Raw genomic sequence first — 17,427 nt, 5'->3', positions numbered from 1 at the left:
CGGCCGGCGGCGCGCGTCCGGGGGCGGTCGGCTGCCGGGGCGCCGATTCGGCGGACGCGGCCTCCATGGGATCTCCATGCGTCCTCAATTCGCTGGCCATGCGGGACGGTTGAGTGGTCGCATACGCACTCGAGCGGCCTTCTGGTGCTCGGTTTCCGTGCCCAACTCGCTGGCGGTGGGAGGGTCTTCGGGTCGATAGAGTTCTCCGCAGTGCGTTCGGGGTGGAGGGCAGGGGTTTCGGATGGGGCGAGACGGCGGCGAACAGCGGTCACCCGTTGAGGAGTTGAAGGAGCGGCTTCGCCGGGCGCGGTTCGAGCGCCAGATCACCGTGGATGGGCTGAGCCGCCGGGCCGGGCTCGGCCGGACCACCGTCAGCCGGGCGCTGAACGGGCCCACGATGCCGAGCGGAGTCACCGTCGTTCTGCTCGCCCGTGCTCTGGGGCTGGCGCCGGACCCGCTGTTGGCCCTGGCCGCGGCGCCCGTAGCTGTGGAGCTCACGCCCGACGAGGCGTTCGAGAAGCGGTACCGCCAGTACATGGTCGAGCGGCACGCCCGGCTCTCCGTGGTGGGCCTGGACCTCTCCCGATCGGAGAGTTCCTGCTGGCCGCTGGACGCCGCCTACCTCAGCCTGGAACTGTCATCCTCGAACGTCGACCCGCACGCGGCGGCCTTCGACGGAAGGGCATCGGTGGTCGCGGTCGTGAGCCGGGCCGAACAGGCCCTGTTCGGCCTCCGGCGGACCCTGGTGCGGGGCCTGGCCGGCAGCGGGAAGACCACCCTGCTGCAGTGGTTGGCGGTGTCCACCGCGCGAGGCACGCTGCCCGCGTCGATGGAGCACCTGAACCGGTGCGTGCCGTTCGTCCTGCCGCTGCGCTCGCTCGTCCGGCTCGGTCAACTGCCCGGCCCCGAGGACCTCCTGGCCTCGGTGGCTCGCCCGCTGGTGTCCGTTCAACCCGCCGGCTGGGCGGACCGTGTCCTGCTGAGCGGGCGGGCGCTGCTCCTGGTCGACGGACTGGACGAGGTGCCGCAGGAACAGCGGGCGCGCGCCCGGGAGTGGCTGGCGGAGCTGTTGGCCGCGTATCCGCACGCCCGCGTGCTGGCCACGACCCGCCCGTCGGCCGTTCCGGAGGGCTGGCTCGCGGACTACGAGTTCGACGAGTTGACGGTTCGTCCGATGAGCACCAAGGATGTCGGGGTCTTCGTCCGCCGCTGGCATGCTGCTGCGGAGGCCACCGCGTGGAGCGATCACGAACGGTCCCAACTGGCCGGGTTGGGCGAGACCCTGACCGACACCATCCGCTCCCAGCGTCCTCTGGCGCAGCTGACCACCACACCGCTGCTGTGCGCCCTGGTCTGTGCGCTGAACCGGGACCGCCACGGCCACCTCCCCCAGGGGCGGATGGAGTTGTACGCGGCCGCGCTGTCGATGCTGCTGGTGCGCCGCGACCGGGAGCGGGGGATCGAATGCCCCGAGGGGATCGTGCTCTCCGAGCATCAGAGCATCCAGCTGCTGCAGCAACTGGCCTACTGGCTGGTCGTGAATCGTCAGACCGAGATGGACCGCGAGACGGCGCTCGCGCAGATCTCCAACCTCCTGCCGGCCATGCCCGAGGTCGGGGCGCAGGGGGATTCCGCCGCAGTGCTGAACCATCTCGTGAGCCGGAGCGGTCTGCTGCGCGCGCCGGCTGCGGACACGATCGACTTCGTGCACCGCACGTTCCAGGACTACCTGGGTGCCAAGGCCGCCATCGAGAAGATGGACTTCCCGCTGCTGGTGCGCAACGCCCACGACGACCAGTGGGAGGACGTTCTGAGGATGGCGGTCGGCCACGCCCGTCCGCAGGAGCGCGCCAAGTTGCTGAGGGGACTGGTCAACCGGGGGAAGCGCGGTCGGCGCCACCGGGTCCGGCTGTACCTGCTCGCGATGGCCTGCCTGGAGAACGCCACGGAACTGGACCCTGACGTGCGGGATGAGGTGACGGAACACGCTGCGGCACTCCTGCCGCCGAGGAACAAGGAGGAGGCCGAGGCTCTCGCTGCGGCGGGGCCGGTCATCCTCGACCTGCTGCCCGGCCCCGATGGGCTGGATGACGACGAGGCGGCCGCTGTGGTGCACACCGCAGCGCTGATCGGTGGCGAGGCGGCGATGGGGGTGATGAAGCGGTTCCGGCTGTCCACGTCGGACGATATGTCGTGGGAACTTGAGGCGGCCTGGGGCCGGTTCGATGCCGAGGACTACGCCGTGGAGGTCCTCCGGCACTGCCCCAAACGAAAGCTGGCGCTGATCACGACGACCGAGCAGCTAGCCGCGATGCGATCGGCGGGAACGGTGCCTCAGGTCATCGTCACCGGCTCCTTCACGGAGGGTGAGCTAGCCAGGGGCCTCGCTCCGGAAGGACTGGAGAACCTTGCGATCCAGAACAATCCGGTCCTGACCAACGTCGGTTTCCTCTCCGAGTTCACCGAACTGAGCAGGCTCCGCCTGGTCGGTTGTGACGCCGTCCGCGACCTCGAAGCACTGGCCGGTTCCGCCGTGACGGATCTGGCGCTCAACGTCTCCGCGCCGGCGCTCGACGGCCTCGCTGCGCTCACTCGACTGCGCCTTCTGAGCCTCTACATGCCGCTCGGTCTCCGGAGCGTCGAGGCTCTGCCTGTGACGGCGGAACTGAGGAGCCTGTCCCTCGCGTCCACGGCGACCAAAGGTCTTTCACTGACCGGAATCACTCGCTGGCCGCAACTGGAGGTCCTGGATGTCGGCGGATGGGTGGAGGGCTTCTCCGCTGTCGAGCATCTTGCTGATCTGCGACTTCTGTCGCTGTGCGACGGCGGGTTCGTCAACCTGTGCGGCGGAAAGCTGCCGCCCCTTCCCCAGGTGGCGGCCCTGGACCTCGGCTGCAGTTCGTACTGGGGCCGGGAGGATCCGCTGGCTGCCGTGCCGTCCCTCCTCCCGAAGCTGAGCCGGATCAGCTTCTCCGGCCTGACCAGAGGCGAGCGGAGGATCGACCTCACACCGCTCGCCGGCCTCGCCGACCTCACCGAGATCCACCTCTACGGCACCCATGAGGTCGATGGCGCCGAACTCTTCCCCGTAGGGACGATCACTGGCCTGCCCCACTTCTGACCCACCGCTCACAGCACCACCGCAGCCGCCGTCCGGTCGCATTGAGTACGGTCTGCGGTATGACGATTGAGGAACCCCAGCCTCCATCACCCCGGGCGCAGCTCGTGATCGGCATCGTCCGCAGGGGCGGCGAGGTCCTGCTCGTGCGGGAGAGTCTCGGCGTCGACGGCGAGGTGCTCTGGTCGCTGCCCGGGGGTGGGGTCGAGGACGGCGAGCTGCTGCACGAGGCGCTGCGGCGGGAGATGCGGGAGGAGACCGGCTTGCTGGTGGGCGACCCGGTGCGGACGGCCTTCCTGGTGAACGTCGACTCCCGGCGGTACCCGTCGGCGTTGGCCGTCGCTTTCGAGGTCGGCGTGTGGTCCGGGAGCGTGCGACCGGAGGACGGTGACATCGAACAGGCGGCCTTCTTCCCGTTGCCCGACGCCCTGAAGCTGCTCGGGCAGCTCGACAGCGCGGCGCAGCGGGAGCCCATCGTCGGTTACCTGTCCGGGGAGGTCGCGCCGGGAACCACCTGGCTGTACCGCCGTCGGGGAGGGGAGGAGACGCTCGTCGCCCGCTGGTGACGGCCGGTCAGCCGAGGTGGAGGCGGCGGCGGGCCTCGGTGAGGGCGGAGTCCTGGAGGGTGGCCAGCTCCTCGGGGGTGAAGACCGGTGTGCGGACATCCGGAGGGATGCCCGGGCCGTCGAACGTGGTCCCGGCAGGCGTGAGGAACTCCTCGTTGGGGAGCAGCAGGACGAGGTCGGCGGAGAGGCGGCGCGGGAGCCCGTCGGAGAAGACGCCCTGGGTGTTGTCGCCGATGCGGGTGGTGTGCGGGGTGCGGCCCGTGGTCGCCTGGGTGAAGGTCTCGCCCGCGCTGACCGTGGAGCCCGAGGTGAGCAGCGCCACCGGGCCGGTGAAGCGTGAAGTCCCGGGAGCGGGGCGGACGGTGACGGGTTGGGGATGGGTGAAGGCAGCGGGGTCGGCGGGGTCGTTGCGGGCGATCTTGCAGTAGGCGAGGTACGGCCGGTCGGTGAACCGCGACGCGAGGCGGACGGCGAGCGCGTCCGAGCCGCCCGCGTTGACCCGTACGTCGATCACCACTCCGGTGCGCGGCCGGTCGAGCAACGCGTCGACGGCCCGGTCGAGTTCGGCCTCCTGGGCTTGTGGGCCGCCGCCGTCGACGTAGTCGCCGAACGCGTTCACCCGCAGGTAGCCGAGGCCGTCCGGGAGTTCGCCCACGCCGAGCAGGCCGTTGCCGAACCGCCGCTCGGGAGATGAGAGTTGGGCGCGGATGGGTGGCAGGACGCGGGAGAGCAGCTGCGCGGTCGGCGCCTCCGTGCCCGCGCGCATCTCGCGGAAGAAGGTGGTGTACCCGCCGTCGGGCTTCGCGCGCAGCAGGGCGACGTGCGAGTCCTGGAGCGGCGCGACCATGGCGGTGAGCGTGTCCACCAGGTTCGCCGCCGTGACCTGCGGGCGGTACTTCGCCCGTACGGCCTGCCAGTCGACGCCCTTGGCGGCGAAGAAGGGGTAGTTCTCCTCGAAGGCGTCCCAGAACCGGTCGAACACGGCGAGCGGTTCGTCCGAGACGGGCAGCGTGCAGGCGGCGGGCAGCCCGCCGGGGAGGCGGGCGAGGGTGCGGGTGCCGGTGCTCTGGTCCTTGGCGTACACGGCCCGGTGGCGCCCGTGCGGGGTGACGGTCAGCTCGGCGTAGGGCTGCCCGGGTGTGCCGTAGCGGACGGCGCCGCCGGGGAGGGGCGCGCCGAACTGCGCGGCGGTGGTCACGCCGGGGGTGCAGCCGTGCCGGGTGAGGTCGTACGTGGTGAGCGCACCGCCGTGGATCTGGACGATCGTCCCGTACCCGTCCATCCGCCAGGCGCCCTCCAGCCGGTCCGTTCCGCTCGCGTTGGCCGTCCCCGCCGCCGCCCCGGCCGCGAGGGCCAGGGAGAGCGCCGTGACGACCGCCGCCCGAGCCGCCGAACTTCCTTGTGTCATACGCATGGTGACTCCGTGCTCTTCCGTTCGGAACCGCTTCACGGCCCGACCGTACGGACCGGTCCGGCCGCCGCACGTCCGTCTGAGGAGCGGTCCCCAGGCCGACTGCGGGAGGAGATGGGCCCGACCGCGCTCCGACCTGCGGCGTACATTCGCAGATCGGACGATCAACCACCGTGCAGCACAGTCAAGTTGACGTAAAGACTCCGGGAACGGCCCGCCCGCCCGGATCGTTCTGCCGAGCAGAGGACAAGCCTGGCCATGCATCTGCCATCACCGAGGAGACGCCATGACCGCTCCACGCCGCCGCCGAGCCGCGGCCGCCACTCTCGCCCTCACCGCCTGCCTGACCGTCGCCGCCGCCCTACCCGCGCAAGCCGCCGACGGCCCCCAGGGCCTCGACCGCTACCACCACCAGCCCCTCGCCTGGCACGGCTGCGCCCAAGGCCCGCAGGACGCCGACGGCACGGCGCTCGACCAGGCCGGCGCCCGCTGTACGGAGGTCACGGTGCCGGTCGACTACGGCGACCCCGGCGGGCGCACCGTCACCCTCGCGCTCTCCCGGATCAAGGCCACCGACACCCGCCACCGGATCGGCACGCTGCTGCTGAACGACGGTGGCCCCGGCAGTCCGACGCTCGCCTCGCCGCTCCGGGTGCACGCCGCGCTCAAGGAGACCGCCGCCCGCTACGACATCGTCGGGCTGGACCCGCGCTTCACCGGCCGGAGCGCCCCGATCGACTGCCGCTGGTCCGTCGGCTTCAGCCTCCAGTCCTCCGGGACGGGCCGGGCCGGCTTCGAGCGCCAGGTCGCCCTCCAGCGGGACCTCGCGGCCACGTGCCGCTCGGCGGCCGGCGATCTGCTGCCGTACACGAGCACCCGTGACACGGCCCGGGACCTGGACGTGGTCCGGGCCGCGCTCGGCGAGCGGAGGATCTCCTACCTCGGCCTGTCCTACGGCACGTACCTCGGCACGGTGTACTCCCAGATGTTCCCCGGCCGCGTCGACCGGATGGTCCTGGACAGCGCGGTGGACCCGCGCCATGCCGGGCCGGCGCTCATCCCGAGCCAACTGCCCGGGCTGGAAAAGGCCTTCGACGACTGGGCGGACTGGGCGGCGGCCCGCAACGGCACGTACGGGCTCGGCCGCACCCGCGCGGAGGTGACCGCCGGAATCCTGCGCACCGTGGAGGCGGCCGCGAAGCGCCCGCTGGTCCTCGGCAGCGGCGCCGACGCCTTCTCGCTCGACGACTCGCTGGCGCCGATGATGCTCTTCGCGGGGCTCCAGGGCGACTCCGAGCCCGAACGGGCCTCCCTCGCGGGGCAGGTGGCGATGCTCGCCGAAGCCGCGGCGGGCCGCCCGGTCACGCCGGACGCGGGGACCGTCGGCCTGCTGCAGTTCCTGTTCGGCCCGCAGGGGTCGCCGGCCGGCAGCGCCATGCAGCTCATCGCGTGCGCGGACGGCCCCGCCTCCCACGACCCCGAGCACTACTGGCGCGAGATCGAGCGCAGCCGCGCCGGGCACCCGCTGTTCGGCCCGCTGCTCGACAACATCGGCCCCTGCGCCTTCTGGGCCCGCCCGCGCGAGGCGCCCACCCAGGTGCGCCGCGACGCCCGGGCGCTGATCGTCGCCGCGACCGGCGACCCCCGCACCCCGTACGGCGGCGGCGTCGCCCTGCACGGGCTGCTGCCCGGCTCCCGGCTGCTGACCCTGCAAGGCGCCAACCAGCACGGGCTGTACGGGATCTACGGCAACGCCTGCGTGGACGACACCGTCAACGCCTACCTGGCCGGGGGCCGCCTGCCGTCGGAGGACCGGACCTGCGTGAAGCCCTGACCGGAATCACGCCCTACCGGACCCGGCGCACCCACAGGAAGGCGAAGCCGACGAGCAACGCGCCGGCCAGCAGGGCGAGCCCGGTCTGCGTCCACAGCATCGGCCACTGGTCGCCCGGCGGGTGGTAGGTGGTGTACGCCTGGACGACGTCGGGGTGGGCCCGGCAGGCGTCGGTGGGGCAGAGGATGCGGCCGTCGGCGAGGGTGGTGGTCCAGTCGCTGGGGAGCGGCAGGCGGTGGCCGTCGGAGCTGACCAGGCCGTTCTCCAGGATGTACGACTCCAGCGGGGTGCCGGTGTTGAGGTGGCCGCTCTCGAACATCGTCGCGCCGGACCCGCCGGAGTCGATCGCCATCCTCGCGGGGGCGAACGCGTCCCGGGCCGGGGTGAACAGGAAGCCCAGCGCGTCGATCGCCAGGCGCAGCCCCAGCATCAGCACGGCCGTGACGGCCATCGAGGCCACCACCCGCCGCACCACCAGGCCCACGGCCGCGCCGAGGGCGACGCCGAGCAGGCAGTAGCCGACGACGGCCGGGCCGGTGGTGGCGCGGCTCAGCCAGGTGAACCAGTGGTAGTACCCGGGGACGGAGAAGCGCCCCTCGATCACGCCGACCCACCAGGTGGAGACCGCCGCGAGGACGGTCGAGCCCAGCAGCGTGGCCGCGAGCGGCACGCCGAGCCGGGCGGCGAGCCAGCGGCGGCGGGAGACGGACTGCGTCCAGGCCAGCCGGTAGGTGCCCGACTCGAACTCGCGGGCCAGCAGGGGCGCGCCGAGGAACAGCCCGAGGGCGGGCGGCAGGGCGAACAGCAGCCAGCCGGTGATCCAGACGGCCGGCTGGAACCTCTCCTCGAGCACGGGGGCGTAGCCGGAGGAGGGTCCGTCCCTGCACTCGGGCGGGAAGTACACGAGGTTGCAGCCCTCGATGTGGTGGGCGCTCACGTAGCTGCTGATCATGCCGCCGAGGACGAGCAGCCAGAGGCAGACGGCCAGCAGGACGGCGCCGCCGACGAGGAAGGAGGTGCGTTCCTGGCGGCCGCTCAGCCAGGCGGGGCCGCGCAGGCCGAAGCGGCGGCGGGGGAGGGCGAAGGCGCTCGCGGCCATCAGGCGGCCACCTCCGCGGCGAGGGGCGCGGCCTCGGCGAGCAGCAGCGGGGCGGCGTCGGGGGAGCGCAGGTAGGAGAGCAGGAGGTCCTCCAGGGTCGGGACGCTCGGCTCCCAGTGCGGGGCGAGCGGGGTCGTGGGCCGCAGCAGGGCGGTGAACTGGCGGCCGGTGCGCCGCAGTTCGACGACCGGGTGGCCGGCGAGCCCGTCGGGGAGGCCCTCGCCCTCGTGGGCGCCGACGACCAGGCGGTGGGCGGCGCGCAGTTCGTCCACGTCCCCGGCGAGGCGGACCCGGCCGTCGCCGAGGAGGAGGACGAAGTCGCAGACGCCGTCCAGTTCGGCGAGCACGTGGGAGGAGATGAGGACGGTGGTGCCGTGCTCGGCGGCCTCGGACATCAGCAGGCCGGTGAGCTCCTGGCGGGCGACCGGGTCGACGTCCGAGAGCGGTTCGTCGAGGAGCAGCAGGTCGGGCCGCTTGCCGAGGGCGAGCGCGAGGGCGACGCGGGTGCGCTGGCCGCCGGTGAGGGTGGCGATGCGCGCCCTGGGGTCGAGCCCGCCGAGGGTGACGATCCGTTCGGCGACGGCCTGGTCCCAGCCGGGGTTGAGCTCCAGGCCGGCGCGCAGGGTCTCGGCGACGGTGAGCCGGGGGTAGAGCGGCTTGTCCTGGCCGAGGAAGGCGACGCGGCGGCGGGAGGCGTCGGAGCCGGCGGGCAGGCCGAAGACGGTGGCGGCGCCGGTGGTCGGCGTGAGCAGGCCGGCGGCCAGGCCGAGCAGGGTGGACTTGCCCGCGCCGTTGGGGCCGACCAGGGCGCAGATCCGCCCGGCCGGGAGTCGGACGTCGCAGTCGCGCAGGGCCCAGGCCCTGCGGTACTTCAAACCCAGGCCGGTGGCGGTCAGGGCCGTCCCGTCGGCGGGTGCGGCGGATACGGGTCGGGGTATGGGGTGGCTCACCCGGGCTCCTCGTGGGTGGTGCTGGGTCGTGCTACTCGGTTGTGCCGGTCCGGCCGTGCCAGCCGGTCGGCTCCTCGGCAAGGCCAGAGGGGGAGGCGGAGGCGGAGAAGGCGGCGTCCACGGCCGTGGTGACCAGGGCGTCGACGTCCTCGCGGTCCAGCCCGGCCTCGCGGGCGCGGCGGACCCAGTCGGCGAGCTCGGCGTGCAGCGCCGAGTCCGCGACGGTCTGCGGTTTGGCGAGCGAGCGGCGCACGAAGGTGCCGACGCCCCGGCGGCTGTCGACCAGCCCCTCGCGTTCGAGCTCGCGGTAGGCCTTGAGCACGGTGTTGGGGTTGATCGCGGTGGCCTCCACCACCTCGCGTGCGGTGGGCAGCTGGTCTCCCGGACGCAGCACGCCCAGCCGCAGGGCGCGCTTGGTCTGCTCCACGATCTGGAGGTACGGGGAGAGCCCGCTGTGTCGGTCGATGAGGTACTCGACCACGCTGGACCGCCATTTCACTAGTTATCTAGGGGAATCCTGCCCAGTCGGCCGGTCCCGCGTCAAGTCTGGCCCATTAACCCTTCTTGACAAGGCGTTCGACGCTGTGAACACCATTCCACTAGTTAACTAGTGGAATGGTGTTCAGGCAATGATCGACACCCTGCCGGCCCGTCCGGCGCCCCTCCCCCCGGCCTCCGCCCGCCCGGCGCCGCTGCTGACCCGGCTGCCCGGGCCCAACGGGCTCGGACTGGCCGTCGGCGGGCTGTTCCTCGCCCTGTACACGCTGCTGTCGATCAGTCGGCACGCGCGGATGCTCAGCGCCGCCTACGACCTCGGGATCTTCGAACAGGCCGTGCGCGCGTACGCCCACGGCCGGCTGCCGGTCGTCCCGCTCAAGGGCCCCGGCTACGACCTGCTCGGGGACCACTTCCACCCCGTCCTGGCCCTGCTCGCCCCCGCCTACCGGCTCTTCCCGACCCCGGTCACGCTCCTCGTCGCCCAGGCCGCCCTGATGGCGCTCGCCTGCGTGCCGATCACCCGCTGGGCGTACCGGACGGCCGGGCCCGGGGCCGCCCTGGTGCTCGGCGCGGCCTTCGGCTGCTCCTGGGGGATCGTCTCGGCGGTCGCGTACGACTTCCACGAGATCTGCTTCGCCGTGCCGCTGCTCGCCTTCTCCGTGGAGGCGCTGGCCGCGCGCCGCTGGCGGGCGGGCGTGCTGTGGGCGCTGCCGCTGGTGCTGGTCAAGGAGGACCTCGGGCTCACCGTCGCCGCGATCGGCCTGTACGTCGCGCTGCGGGGCGGGGGCCGCGCGCGGGGGCTGGCCGTGGCGGTGTTCGGGCTCGGGGCGACGGCGGTCGAGATGGCGGTGCTGCTGCCGCTGGCCAATCCGCAGGGGGTCTTCGACTACTGGCACCAGGTGCCCGGTGGCCCCGCCTCGTCCCTGCCGCTGGCGGCGCTGAAGCTCGGCTGGCCGCCGGTGAAGTGGCTGCTGCTGGGGATGCTGGCCGCGCCCGTGGCCTTCGTCGGCCTGCGCTCGCCGCTCGCGCTGCTCTGCCTGCCCACCCTCGCCTGGCGGCTGGCCGCCTCCAACGAGCACTACTGGCAGCCGGGTTACCACTACAGCGCGATCCTGATGCCGCTGCTCTTCGGGGCCCTGCTGGACGTGCTCGGGCGGCGCCCCGGCCTGCGGCGGCGGGCGCTGGCCTGGTGCGCGGCCTTCGCGGTGGTGACGGTCGCGGTGTACCCGATGCGGGACTTGGCGCTGCCCGGCGGCTGGCGGCAGAACGCGCACGTCCGGACGGCGCACCGGCTGCTCGCCGTCGTCCCCGACGGCGCGCGGGTCGCCTCGACCAACCGGCTGGCGCCGCTGCTGGTCGCCCGCTCCGAGGCCGTCAGCCTGGTCTGCCAGCCGCCCGGCCCGCTCGCGGCCGAGCCGCCCGAGTGGGTCGTCGCGGACGCCACCGACCCGACGGTGAAGTCCCCCTGCGCCGAGGCCGCGACGGAGGCCGCCCTCGCCTCGTACCGCGCCGAGGGGTACCGGACGGTGGCGCAGGAGGACGGGATCGTCGTCCTGCGCCGCTGACCGGCCGCGCGTCACGCCTGCCCGGCGAAGGCCTCCTGGTACGACCGCCCGGTGATGGGCCGGGCCTCGTGGAAGGCCTCGGGCAGGTCGAAGGCCTCCACCAGCGCCGGCGCCTGCCCGGCCAGCCGCCCGATGGATCGTTCCTGCAGGTCGGGCAGGGCGGCGGCCTGCTCCGCCGTCAGCTCCCCGGCGCCGAGCAGCAGGGCCCCGTAGGCCTCGATCCGGCGCAGGGTGAACAGCCGGTGCAGGTCCTCCAGCGCCGCCCGGGCATCGTCGTCGCGGGCGTCGCCGGCCCAGGCGAGCAGGGCGTCGCCGGCCTCCTGCTCGGCCCGCGCGGTGACGGCGGCCAGGGCGTCGGGCGCCGCCGCGTTCCAGCGCCGCAGGCCGTCCCGGGCGGGGGCCTCGCGCAGCCGGGTGCGGGCGCGGACCAGCCGCAGCCGTACGACGGCGCGCAGCAGGCCCTGCCGGACGGCCGGGTCGTCGAGGCGCCCGCCCGGGACGGCCCGCGCTGCGGGGTCCAACGGGTCGGACTCCAGGAGGAGTTCGGCGCCCGCCTTGGCCCAGAGGGCGAGGTTGTCCCCCTCGGCGGTGATGGTGCCCTCGATGTCGGCCGCGTAGGCGGTGATGCCGTTCACCGGCAACAGCCCCTGGGCGCCGCAGCGTTCGCGGGCCTCGATGATCAGATCGCGGGCCCGCCAGGTCGTCCAGCCCTTGGCGACGGCGACCCGGCGTTCGGCGGCGGCCGCGGCCGCGGGGTCGGCCCGGTCGTGGTCGGCCCAGTGTTCGACGGCCGCGCGGTGCAGGGCGGTCATCGCGTACACGGTGGCCAGCCCCTCCAGCAGTGGCCCGTGGTGGGTGCGGTGCTCCCACACCGGGACGCGGCGGTCGGGGCGGGAGCCCGTGACCTCGCGGTGCCCCGCGTACCGGACGGCGGTGGTGAGGGCGGCCCGGGCCCCGCCGACGGCGCTGGCGCTCATGCACAGCTTGCCGGTGGTGACCCGGCCGATCGCGCGGAGGAGCCGCTTCCGCCTGCTGCCGAGCGCGCTGGTGAGCGTGCCGTCGTCGGCGAGCCGGCCGTGTGCGCCCGTCAGCAGGGCCTCGTACGGCAGCCGGACCCGGTCGAAGGAGGTGACGCAGTGGTCGACCGGGCTGCCCGGGCGCTGCGGCAGCGGGTGGACGGCGATCCCGGGCAGCGGGCCGCCGTCCTCGTCGGTGAGCGGGGCGAGGAAGAGGAACACCCCGTGGTCGCGGCCCTCCACCCGCAGCCGGGCGGCGACCACGGCGGATTTGGGCCCGCCGGCGGGGCCGGTGTTCGGCATGAACTTGTGGGCGGAGGGCCCGGGGGAGTGGAGGGTGAAGGAGCGGTCGGTGCGGTCGTAGTCGGCGACGGTCTCCAGGGCGGCGGCGTCGTTGCCGTGGCCCAGCTCGGTGCACAGGAAGGTGCCGGTCCGCTCCATCCGCAGGAACTCGTCCAACGGGCGCTTGGGCGACGGGTCGTGGTCGAGCAGGGTACCGAGGAAGAGGTTGTAGTGGATGCCGGCGAGGACGGTCAGCCCGCCGTCGACGACGGCCGTCCACTCGTGCAGGGCGGCGAGCGCGCGGGGGTCGGCGGCCAGTGCGGCCGGGTCGGCGAGGGTGTTGAGCCGCTGTAACCGCCGGTAGGAGGCGTCGATCTGATCGGACGTCGGGTCCGTGGGGCGGCGGTGCATCGAGGGGTCGGCGGCGAGCGCGCGCCAGGGGCCGTGGACGCGATGGCGGTCGGGGCCGAAGAGGAGCCGGGCGAGGTCGCTGCTCATTGGCGTCATACCCATCTCAAAGCCCGCGGGGTCGGGAGGTCACGGCCTTGTGATCAAGCTCACCGCCCGTCGTGGCGCCGGGGCCTCGGAGGGGCGGCGGGTGGTGCGCAGGAGGATGCGGTGGACGATGACGTACTCCGCGACCAGCACGTTGCCGAGCAGGGCCGCCCAGCCCGACGCGGTGTACACGTCGCGGAACGGCAGGGACGGGACGAGCTTCATCAGGCCCAGCCCGGCGAGGAGGTAGAGGCGCAGGGTGACGGCGGCGAAGGTCAGGGCGTAGTTGCGGATCATCCAGACGCGGTGCAGCTGCACCTCTCCGCGCCGGATCGTGCGGTAGGCCTGGGCGGCGGTGAACAGCCAGGCGGCCGTCAGCAGGAAGAAGGCGACCTGGAGGGGGAAGCCGCTGGGTGTCACGGCGGCGGCGTAGAGGGCCGCGGCGGAGGCGGCCACCACGGAGACGAGGTAGACCCGGCCCGCGAGGCGGTGCAGCCGGGGGTACCTGGCGCGCAGCCGGGGCACGAACTGCAGCGGCCCGATGACCAGCGTCAGCCCGGCCGGGCCCGCGTGGGCGACCAGGCTCGCGTAGTAGCCGGCGATGTGCCGGTCGATGGGGACGACGGAGGAGCCCGTCAGGTACGGCGGGACGTAGACGGCCGCGATGCCGGTGGCCAGCAGCGCCATCAGGCCCCACAGGAGCCGGCGCCAACGGCGCCGGGCGGTGCGGGAGACGATCGGGTCGGGCATGGTCGGATCTCCGGTTCCTCTGCGGGGTGGGGGAGTTCAGCGGACGATGACGACCTTGCCCGCGACGGTGCGCGACTCGGCCAGGGCGAGCGCGGCCGCGGCCTCGTCGAGCGGGAACTCGGCGGCGACCTGGGCGCTGAGCGTGCCGTCGGCGAGCAGGGCCAGCACCCGGGTGAGGTCCTCGCGCAGCCGGGCGCGGAAGACCGCCGGGCGGCGCCGGCCCGCCCAGAAGTTGTAGAACCTCGCGGAGCGGCCGTTGGGGAGCAGGTTCCACAGCGCCAGCCGGGCGAACAGCTGCAGCACGGGCAGCCGGGAGTTCCCCGCCTCGTCCTTGGTGGCGGCGGTGCCGTACGAGACCAGGACCCCGCCGCGCCGCAGCAGCCGCCAGGACTCCGCGAGCCCGGCGCCGCCGACGTGGTCGAACACCGCGTCGACGCCGTCGGGTGCCAGCTCCCGGATGCGCCGGTAGGCGCCCGGGTCGCGGTAGTCGACCGGGGCGGCGCCGAGGGCGCGGAGGGTGTCGTGGTGGCGGGCGGAGGCCGTGCCGATCACGGTGATCCCGGCGTGGCGGGCCAGTTGGACGAGGGTCGAGCCGACGCCGCCGTTGGCGCCGAGCACGACGACCGTCCCGCCCCGGGGCGTCCTCGCGGTGCGGTGGAGCATCTGCCAGGCGGTGACGCCGTTGACGACCACGGTCTCCGCGTCGGCGGCGCTCACGCCCTCCGGCACGGGGACGGCGTCGGCGGCGTCGAGCAGCAGGTGGCTGGCCCAGGCGCCGGTCTTGGTGACGGCGGCGAAGCGGCGCCCGGCCATGGCCGGGTCGACCCCGGGGCCGGTGGCGACCACCGTGCCGACCACGTCGTAGCCGGGCACGAAGGGGAAGGGCGGCTGGTCGTAGTACTTGCCGCGGCGCATCTGCTGCTCGGCGAAGGAGACGCCGGTGGCGTCCATCCGCAGCAGGACCTGGCCCTGGGCGGGCGGCGGGAGGTCGCGGGTGCGCAGCCGCAGGCCGTCCGGCTCGACCTGGCCGGGCAGGACGACTTCGGTCGCGAGGGTGTTCGTCATGGCGTGCTCCGTGGGGCTCGATGCCGTGCTTACGTTCGTAAAGTTACACACGTAAGCTCACGGCGCACAAGAACTTCCGGCTGTAAGTTCTCAGCTGTAAGCTCACGCCATGGGAAACGAACCGAGCACCCTCTCCGCCCGCCCCCGCAACCGCCGCGGGGAGGGCGCCCGCCTGCGCGAGGACATCGTGGCCGCCGCGGTCGAACTGCTCGACGAGACCGGCACGGAGACCGCCGTCACCCTGCGCGCCGTCGCCCGCCGGGTGGGGATCGCCGCCCCCTCGATCTACCGCCACTTCCCCGACCAGCCGGCCATCATGCTGGCCGTGGTCCAGCAGGCCTTCGACGAACTGGAGGCACGGCTGCGCGCCGCCCTGGACGAGGCCGAGGACGGCCCCCGGCAGCGGCTGTTCGCCTACTGCCACGCCTACCTGGGCTTCTCCGAGGACCATCCGGAGCGCTACCGCACGATGTTCGCCGGTGTCTGGGTGCCCGTCCTCCAGGACACCGCCGTGACGGAGGAGGACATGCTGACCCTCGGCATGGGCTCCCTCCACCTGCTCGCCGACCTCCTCGCCGCGTGCGCCGCCGCCGGCCTGGCCGCCGTCGACGACCCCTGGGCGGACGCCGTCGCCCTCTGGCTCGGCCTGCACGGGCTGGCCCACCAGCGCGCCGTCACGGTCGCCTTCCCCTGGCCGGAGGGCATCGCCGAGCGGCTGATCACCGCGCTGGCGCACCTCGGGGCGGGGTCCGGGCCCGTGGAACAGGTCGTCTAGGCTGACGAGATGACCGGGGATCAGGAGCGGGTGCAGCCGTCGGGAGTCTGGGCCACGGCGGTGGGGGTGGCCCGGGTGCGGGCACTGGAGAGCGACCGGGACGACGCGCTGTTCCGCGACCCGCTCGCGCGGGCCTTCGCCGCCGCCGGCGGGCTGTGGTCCTCCCCCGCACCGCTGCCGGACGAGGAGGGAGCGCGACTGCGCCGCCTCGCCGTGGCCATCTCCATCGTCATCAGGACCCGGTTCCTCGACGACCTCCTCGACGAGGCCTGCGCGGCCGGGGTCCGGCAGGTCGTCCTGCTCGGCGCGGGCATGGACAGCCGCGCCTTCCGCATGGACTGGCCCGAGGGCACCCGGCTCTTCGAGGTCGACACCGCCGAGCCGCTGGACTTCAAGGCCGCGGTGCTGCGCGAGGAGCGGGCCACCGCCCGCTGCGAGCGGATCACCGTCGCGGTGGACCTGCGGGAGGACTGGCCCGCCGCCCTGGCCGCCGCCGGTCACGACCCCGCCGCGCCGACCGCGTGGATCGCCGAGGGCCTGCTGATCTACCTGCCCGAGGAGGCGGTGGAGCTGCTCCTCACCCGGATCGGTGCCCGATCGGCGCCGGGCAGCCGGATGGGCCTCACCCTGGGCTCGCGCGGCGTGATCGACCGCTTCGCCGCCGACGCCGCACCGGGATCGGCCGCCTCCCTCTGGGTCTCCGAGATGCCCGAGGACCCGGTCGCCTGGCTCGCCGCCCACGGCTGGCAGGCCGAGACCCACACCATCCGCGAGCGCGCCGCCGCCTACGGCCGACCGGTGGCGATCCCGCCCCGCCGGGAGGAGGGGCCGGGCGGACTGGTCTCGGCGGTCCGCCGGTAGGGCGGTCGCACCCGGGCGAAACGCTGCACAAGCGCTGCGACTGGCTTCTGGGGGGAAACCGGACCAAGGTCGAGGTGTGACACCGCGGACCAGCACCGACGCCCGTACGGGCCCCACACCACGCCCGGCCTCCGCCCGGAGGGGGAACGTGCGATGGTGACGGCACCCGGACAGGAGGCGGGCCTGCCGACCGGAGGCGTGGCCAGGCGGCTCGGCGTGTCCCCCACCACCGTCCGCTCCTGGGAACGCCGCTACGGCATCGGCCCGGCCGACCGGGAGCCCGGGCACCACCGCCGCTGGAGCCCGCAGGACATCGCCGTCCTGGAGGCCATGTGCCGCCTGACGGCCCGAGGGGTGCCCCCGGGCGAAGCCGCCCGGGCCGCCCTGGCCGGTCACGAGGACGCCCCGTGGCCACCGGCGGACCGGCAGGACGGCCCGCGCCCCGGCGGGAGCCGGGCCCTGAGGGTCGGCACGGTGCGCCCCGAGTGCCGAGGCCTGGCCCGTGCGGCCGTGCGCCTCGACGCGCCGGAGGTCGACACGATCCTGCGGGAGGCGGTCGGCGCGCTCGGGGTGGTCGACGCCTGGACGGAGGTCATGATGCCCGCGCTCCGGGCCGTGGGCCGCAAGTGGGCCGCGGACGGCGAGCAGTACGTCGAGGTCGAGCACCTGCTCTCCTGGCACGTCTCCGGCGCCCTGCGGTGCGCGCCGACGGCCCCGGCCGCCATCCGGCCCCTGCGGCCCGTCCTCCTGGCCGCCGCACCCGGTGAGCAGCACACCCTCCCGCTGGAGGCCACCGCCGCCGCGCTGACCGGGCGCGGGCTCCCGTTCCGCATGCTCGGGGCTGCCGTCCCGCCCCGCGCCCTGCTCGACGCCGCCCACCGGCTCGGCCCGCCCGCCGTCGTGCTCTGGTCCCAGGGCCCGCACACCGCGGACCGCGAACTCCTGCGCAGGGTCGCCTCCGGCGCCTGGGGACCGCGCGGCGCCCGTACCGGGCCCGTGGTCCTCGCCGCCGGCCCGGGCTGGGCCAGGGGCGGGCTCCCGGCCGGCACCGCCGCCCCGCGCTCCCTCGCGGGCGCCCTCGACCTGCTCGAACGGACGGCCACGGGCTGAGGCTCCCGGCCGCGACTCCGAACAGCGGGCGC

The 17,427-nt window shown here is 74.2% G+C and carries 14 protein-coding genes; 7 read left to right on the top strand and 7 right to left on the bottom strand.

Annotated features, from left to right (window positions below; all coding sequences use genetic code 11):
• Positions 1 to 241: 241 nt before the first annotated feature.
• Together ACIRRS_RS00965 and ACIRRS_RS00960 are read left to right on the top strand one after the other, a co-directional pair.
• A complete protein-coding gene (locus tag ACIRRS_RS00965; RefSeq protein WP_402962892.1) occupies positions 242 to 3,121 on the top strand; it encodes an NACHT domain-containing protein in 2,880 nt (959 codons plus the stop codon).
• Positions 3,122 to 3,180: 59 nt separating this feature from the next.
• Complete coding sequence (locus ACIRRS_RS00960) at positions 3,181 to 3,684, top strand: NUDIX hydrolase (protein ID WP_402962889.1); 504 nt, start codon at positions 3,181 to 3,183, stop codon at positions 3,682 to 3,684.
• Positions 3,685 to 3,691: 7 nt separating this feature from the next.
• On the opposite strand, the gene ACIRRS_RS00955 is transcribed toward ACIRRS_RS00960, so the two are convergent.
• The gene (locus ACIRRS_RS00955; protein ID WP_402962887.1) at positions 3,692 to 5,092 is read right to left on the bottom strand and encodes a S41 family peptidase; all 1,401 of its coding nucleotides are present in this window, start codon (positions 5,090 to 5,092) and stop codon (positions 3,692 to 3,694) included.
• A 289-nt stretch (positions 5,093 to 5,381) separates the two neighbouring features.
• On the opposite strand from ACIRRS_RS00955, the gene ACIRRS_RS00950 reads away from it, so the two are divergent.
• Positions 5,382 to 6,929 carry an alpha/beta hydrolase gene (locus ACIRRS_RS00950; RefSeq protein WP_402962884.1) on the top strand — a complete coding sequence of 516 codons (1,548 nt, stop codon included), beginning with the start codon at positions 5,382 to 5,384 and terminating at the stop codon, positions 6,927 to 6,929.
• A gap of 13 nt (positions 6,930 to 6,942) precedes the next feature.
• Here the strand turns inward: ACIRRS_RS00950 and ACIRRS_RS00945 are convergent, their stop codons facing one another.
• The 3 genes from ACIRRS_RS00945 to ACIRRS_RS00935 are packed head-to-tail and all read right to left on the bottom strand — an operon-like array spanning position 6,943 to position 9,459.
• A complete protein-coding gene (locus ACIRRS_RS00945; protein ID WP_402962881.1) occupies positions 6,943 to 8,028 on the bottom strand; it encodes an ABC transporter permease subunit in 1,086 nt (361 codons plus the stop codon).
• Positions 8,028 to 8,978, bottom strand: a complete 951-nt coding sequence (locus tag ACIRRS_RS00940) for an ATP-binding cassette domain-containing protein (RefSeq protein ID WP_402962879.1) — start codon at positions 8,976 to 8,978, stop codon at positions 8,028 to 8,030. Before ACIRRS_RS00940 ends, ACIRRS_RS00945 begins: the two co-directional genes overlap by 1 nt.
• Positions 8,979 to 9,009: 31 nt before the next feature.
• On the bottom strand, positions 9,010 to 9,459 hold the full coding sequence (locus tag ACIRRS_RS00935) for a GntR family transcriptional regulator (RefSeq protein ID WP_402962876.1): 450 nt from the start codon (positions 9,457 to 9,459) through the stop codon (positions 9,010 to 9,012).
• A 148-nt stretch (positions 9,460 to 9,607) separates the two neighbouring features.
• Here ACIRRS_RS00935 and ACIRRS_RS00930 point away from each other — a divergent pair, with 148 nt between their 5' ends.
• The gene (locus ACIRRS_RS00930) at positions 9,608 to 11,041 is read left to right on the top strand and encodes a DUF2079 domain-containing protein (RefSeq protein ID WP_402962873.1); all 1,434 of its coding nucleotides are present in this window, start codon (positions 9,608 to 9,610) and stop codon (positions 11,039 to 11,041) included.
• Between the two features lie 11 nt (positions 11,042 to 11,052).
• On the opposite strand, the gene ACIRRS_RS00925 is transcribed toward ACIRRS_RS00930, so the two are convergent.
• The 3 genes from ACIRRS_RS00925 to ACIRRS_RS00915 are packed head-to-tail and all read right to left on the bottom strand — an operon-like array spanning position 11,053 to position 14,649.
• Positions 11,053 to 12,837 carry an acyl-CoA dehydrogenase family protein gene (locus ACIRRS_RS00925; RefSeq protein WP_402962870.1) on the bottom strand — a complete coding sequence of 595 codons (1,785 nt, stop codon included), beginning with the start codon at positions 12,835 to 12,837 and terminating at the stop codon, positions 11,053 to 11,055.
• Between the two features lie 39 nt (positions 12,838 to 12,876).
• A complete protein-coding gene (locus ACIRRS_RS00920; protein ID WP_402962868.1) occupies positions 12,877 to 13,584 on the bottom strand; it encodes a DUF2306 domain-containing protein in 708 nt (235 codons plus the stop codon).
• 36 nt (positions 13,585 to 13,620) lie between these two features.
• Complete coding sequence (locus tag ACIRRS_RS00915) at positions 13,621 to 14,649, bottom strand: medium chain dehydrogenase/reductase family protein (protein WP_402962865.1); 1,029 nt, start codon at positions 14,647 to 14,649, stop codon at positions 13,621 to 13,623.
• Between the two features lie 109 nt (positions 14,650 to 14,758).
• On the opposite strand from ACIRRS_RS00915, the gene ACIRRS_RS00910 reads away from it, so the two are divergent.
• From ACIRRS_RS00910 to ACIRRS_RS00900, 3 genes are all read left to right on the top strand, one after another.
• Positions 14,759 to 15,424 (top strand): TetR/AcrR family transcriptional regulator, encoded by a 666-nt coding sequence (locus ACIRRS_RS00910; protein WP_402962862.1) that lies wholly within the window; start codon positions 14,759 to 14,761, stop codon positions 15,422 to 15,424.
• Between the two features lie 9 nt (positions 15,425 to 15,433).
• Positions 15,434 to 16,285, top strand: coding sequence for a class I SAM-dependent methyltransferase (locus ACIRRS_RS00905; RefSeq protein WP_402962860.1), 852 nt, complete (start codon positions 15,434 to 15,436; stop codon positions 16,283 to 16,285).
• A gap of 153 nt (positions 16,286 to 16,438) precedes the next feature.
• On the top strand, positions 16,439 to 17,395 hold the full coding sequence (locus ACIRRS_RS00900; RefSeq protein WP_402962857.1) for a MerR family transcriptional regulator: 957 nt from the start codon (positions 16,439 to 16,441) through the stop codon (positions 17,393 to 17,395).
• Positions 17,396 to 17,427: the final 32 nt, after the last annotated feature.

Source organism: Kitasatospora sp. NPDC101183 (assembly GCF_044767945.1).
Taxonomy (GTDB): Bacteria; Actinomycetota; Actinomycetes; order Streptomycetales; family Streptomycetaceae; genus Kitasatospora.
Note: the sequence above shows the minus strand (reverse complement) of the source record. Positions and strands in the feature narration are given on the sequence as shown.

What these genes read in the sequence shown, in the direction of transcription:
- ACIRRS_RS00920 (WP_402962868.1), bottom strand. Translation starts at nt 13,584, where the DNA reads ATGCCCGACCCGATCGTCTCCCGCACCGCCCGGCGCCGTTGGCGCCGG.
- ACIRRS_RS00930 (WP_402962873.1), top strand. Translation starts at nt 9,608, where the DNA reads ATGATCGACACCCTGCCGGCCCGTCCGGCGCCCCTCCCCCCGGCCTCC.
- ACIRRS_RS00965 (WP_402962892.1), top strand. Translation starts at nt 242, where the DNA reads ATGGGGCGAGACGGCGGCGAACAGCGGTCACCCGTTGAGGAGTTGAAG.
- ACIRRS_RS00960 (WP_402962889.1), top strand. Translation starts at nt 3,181, where the DNA reads ATGACGATTGAGGAACCCCAGCCTCCATCACCCCGGGCGCAGCTCGTG.
- ACIRRS_RS00950 (WP_402962884.1), top strand. Translation starts at nt 5,382, where the DNA reads ATGACCGCTCCACGCCGCCGCCGAGCCGCGGCCGCCACTCTCGCCCTC.
- ACIRRS_RS00945 (WP_402962881.1), bottom strand. Translation starts at nt 8,028, where the DNA reads ATGGCCGCGAGCGCCTTCGCCCTCCCCCGCCGCCGCTTCGGCCTGCGC.
- ACIRRS_RS00915 (WP_402962865.1), bottom strand. Translation starts at nt 14,649, where the DNA reads ATGACGAACACCCTCGCGACCGAAGTCGTCCTGCCCGGCCAGGTCGAG.
- ACIRRS_RS00925 (WP_402962870.1), bottom strand. Translation starts at nt 12,837, where the DNA reads ATGAGCAGCGACCTCGCCCGGCTCCTCTTCGGCCCCGACCGCCATCGC.
- ACIRRS_RS00910 (WP_402962862.1), top strand. Translation starts at nt 14,759, where the DNA reads ATGGGAAACGAACCGAGCACCCTCTCCGCCCGCCCCCGCAACCGCCGC.
- ACIRRS_RS00900 (WP_402962857.1), top strand. Translation starts at nt 16,439, where the DNA reads ATGGTGACGGCACCCGGACAGGAGGCGGGCCTGCCGACCGGAGGCGTG.
- ACIRRS_RS00955 (WP_402962887.1), bottom strand. Translation starts at nt 5,092, where the DNA reads ATGACACAAGGAAGTTCGGCGGCTCGGGCGGCGGTCGTCACGGCGCTC.
- ACIRRS_RS00905 (WP_402962860.1), top strand. Translation starts at nt 15,434, where the DNA reads ATGACCGGGGATCAGGAGCGGGTGCAGCCGTCGGGAGTCTGGGCCACG.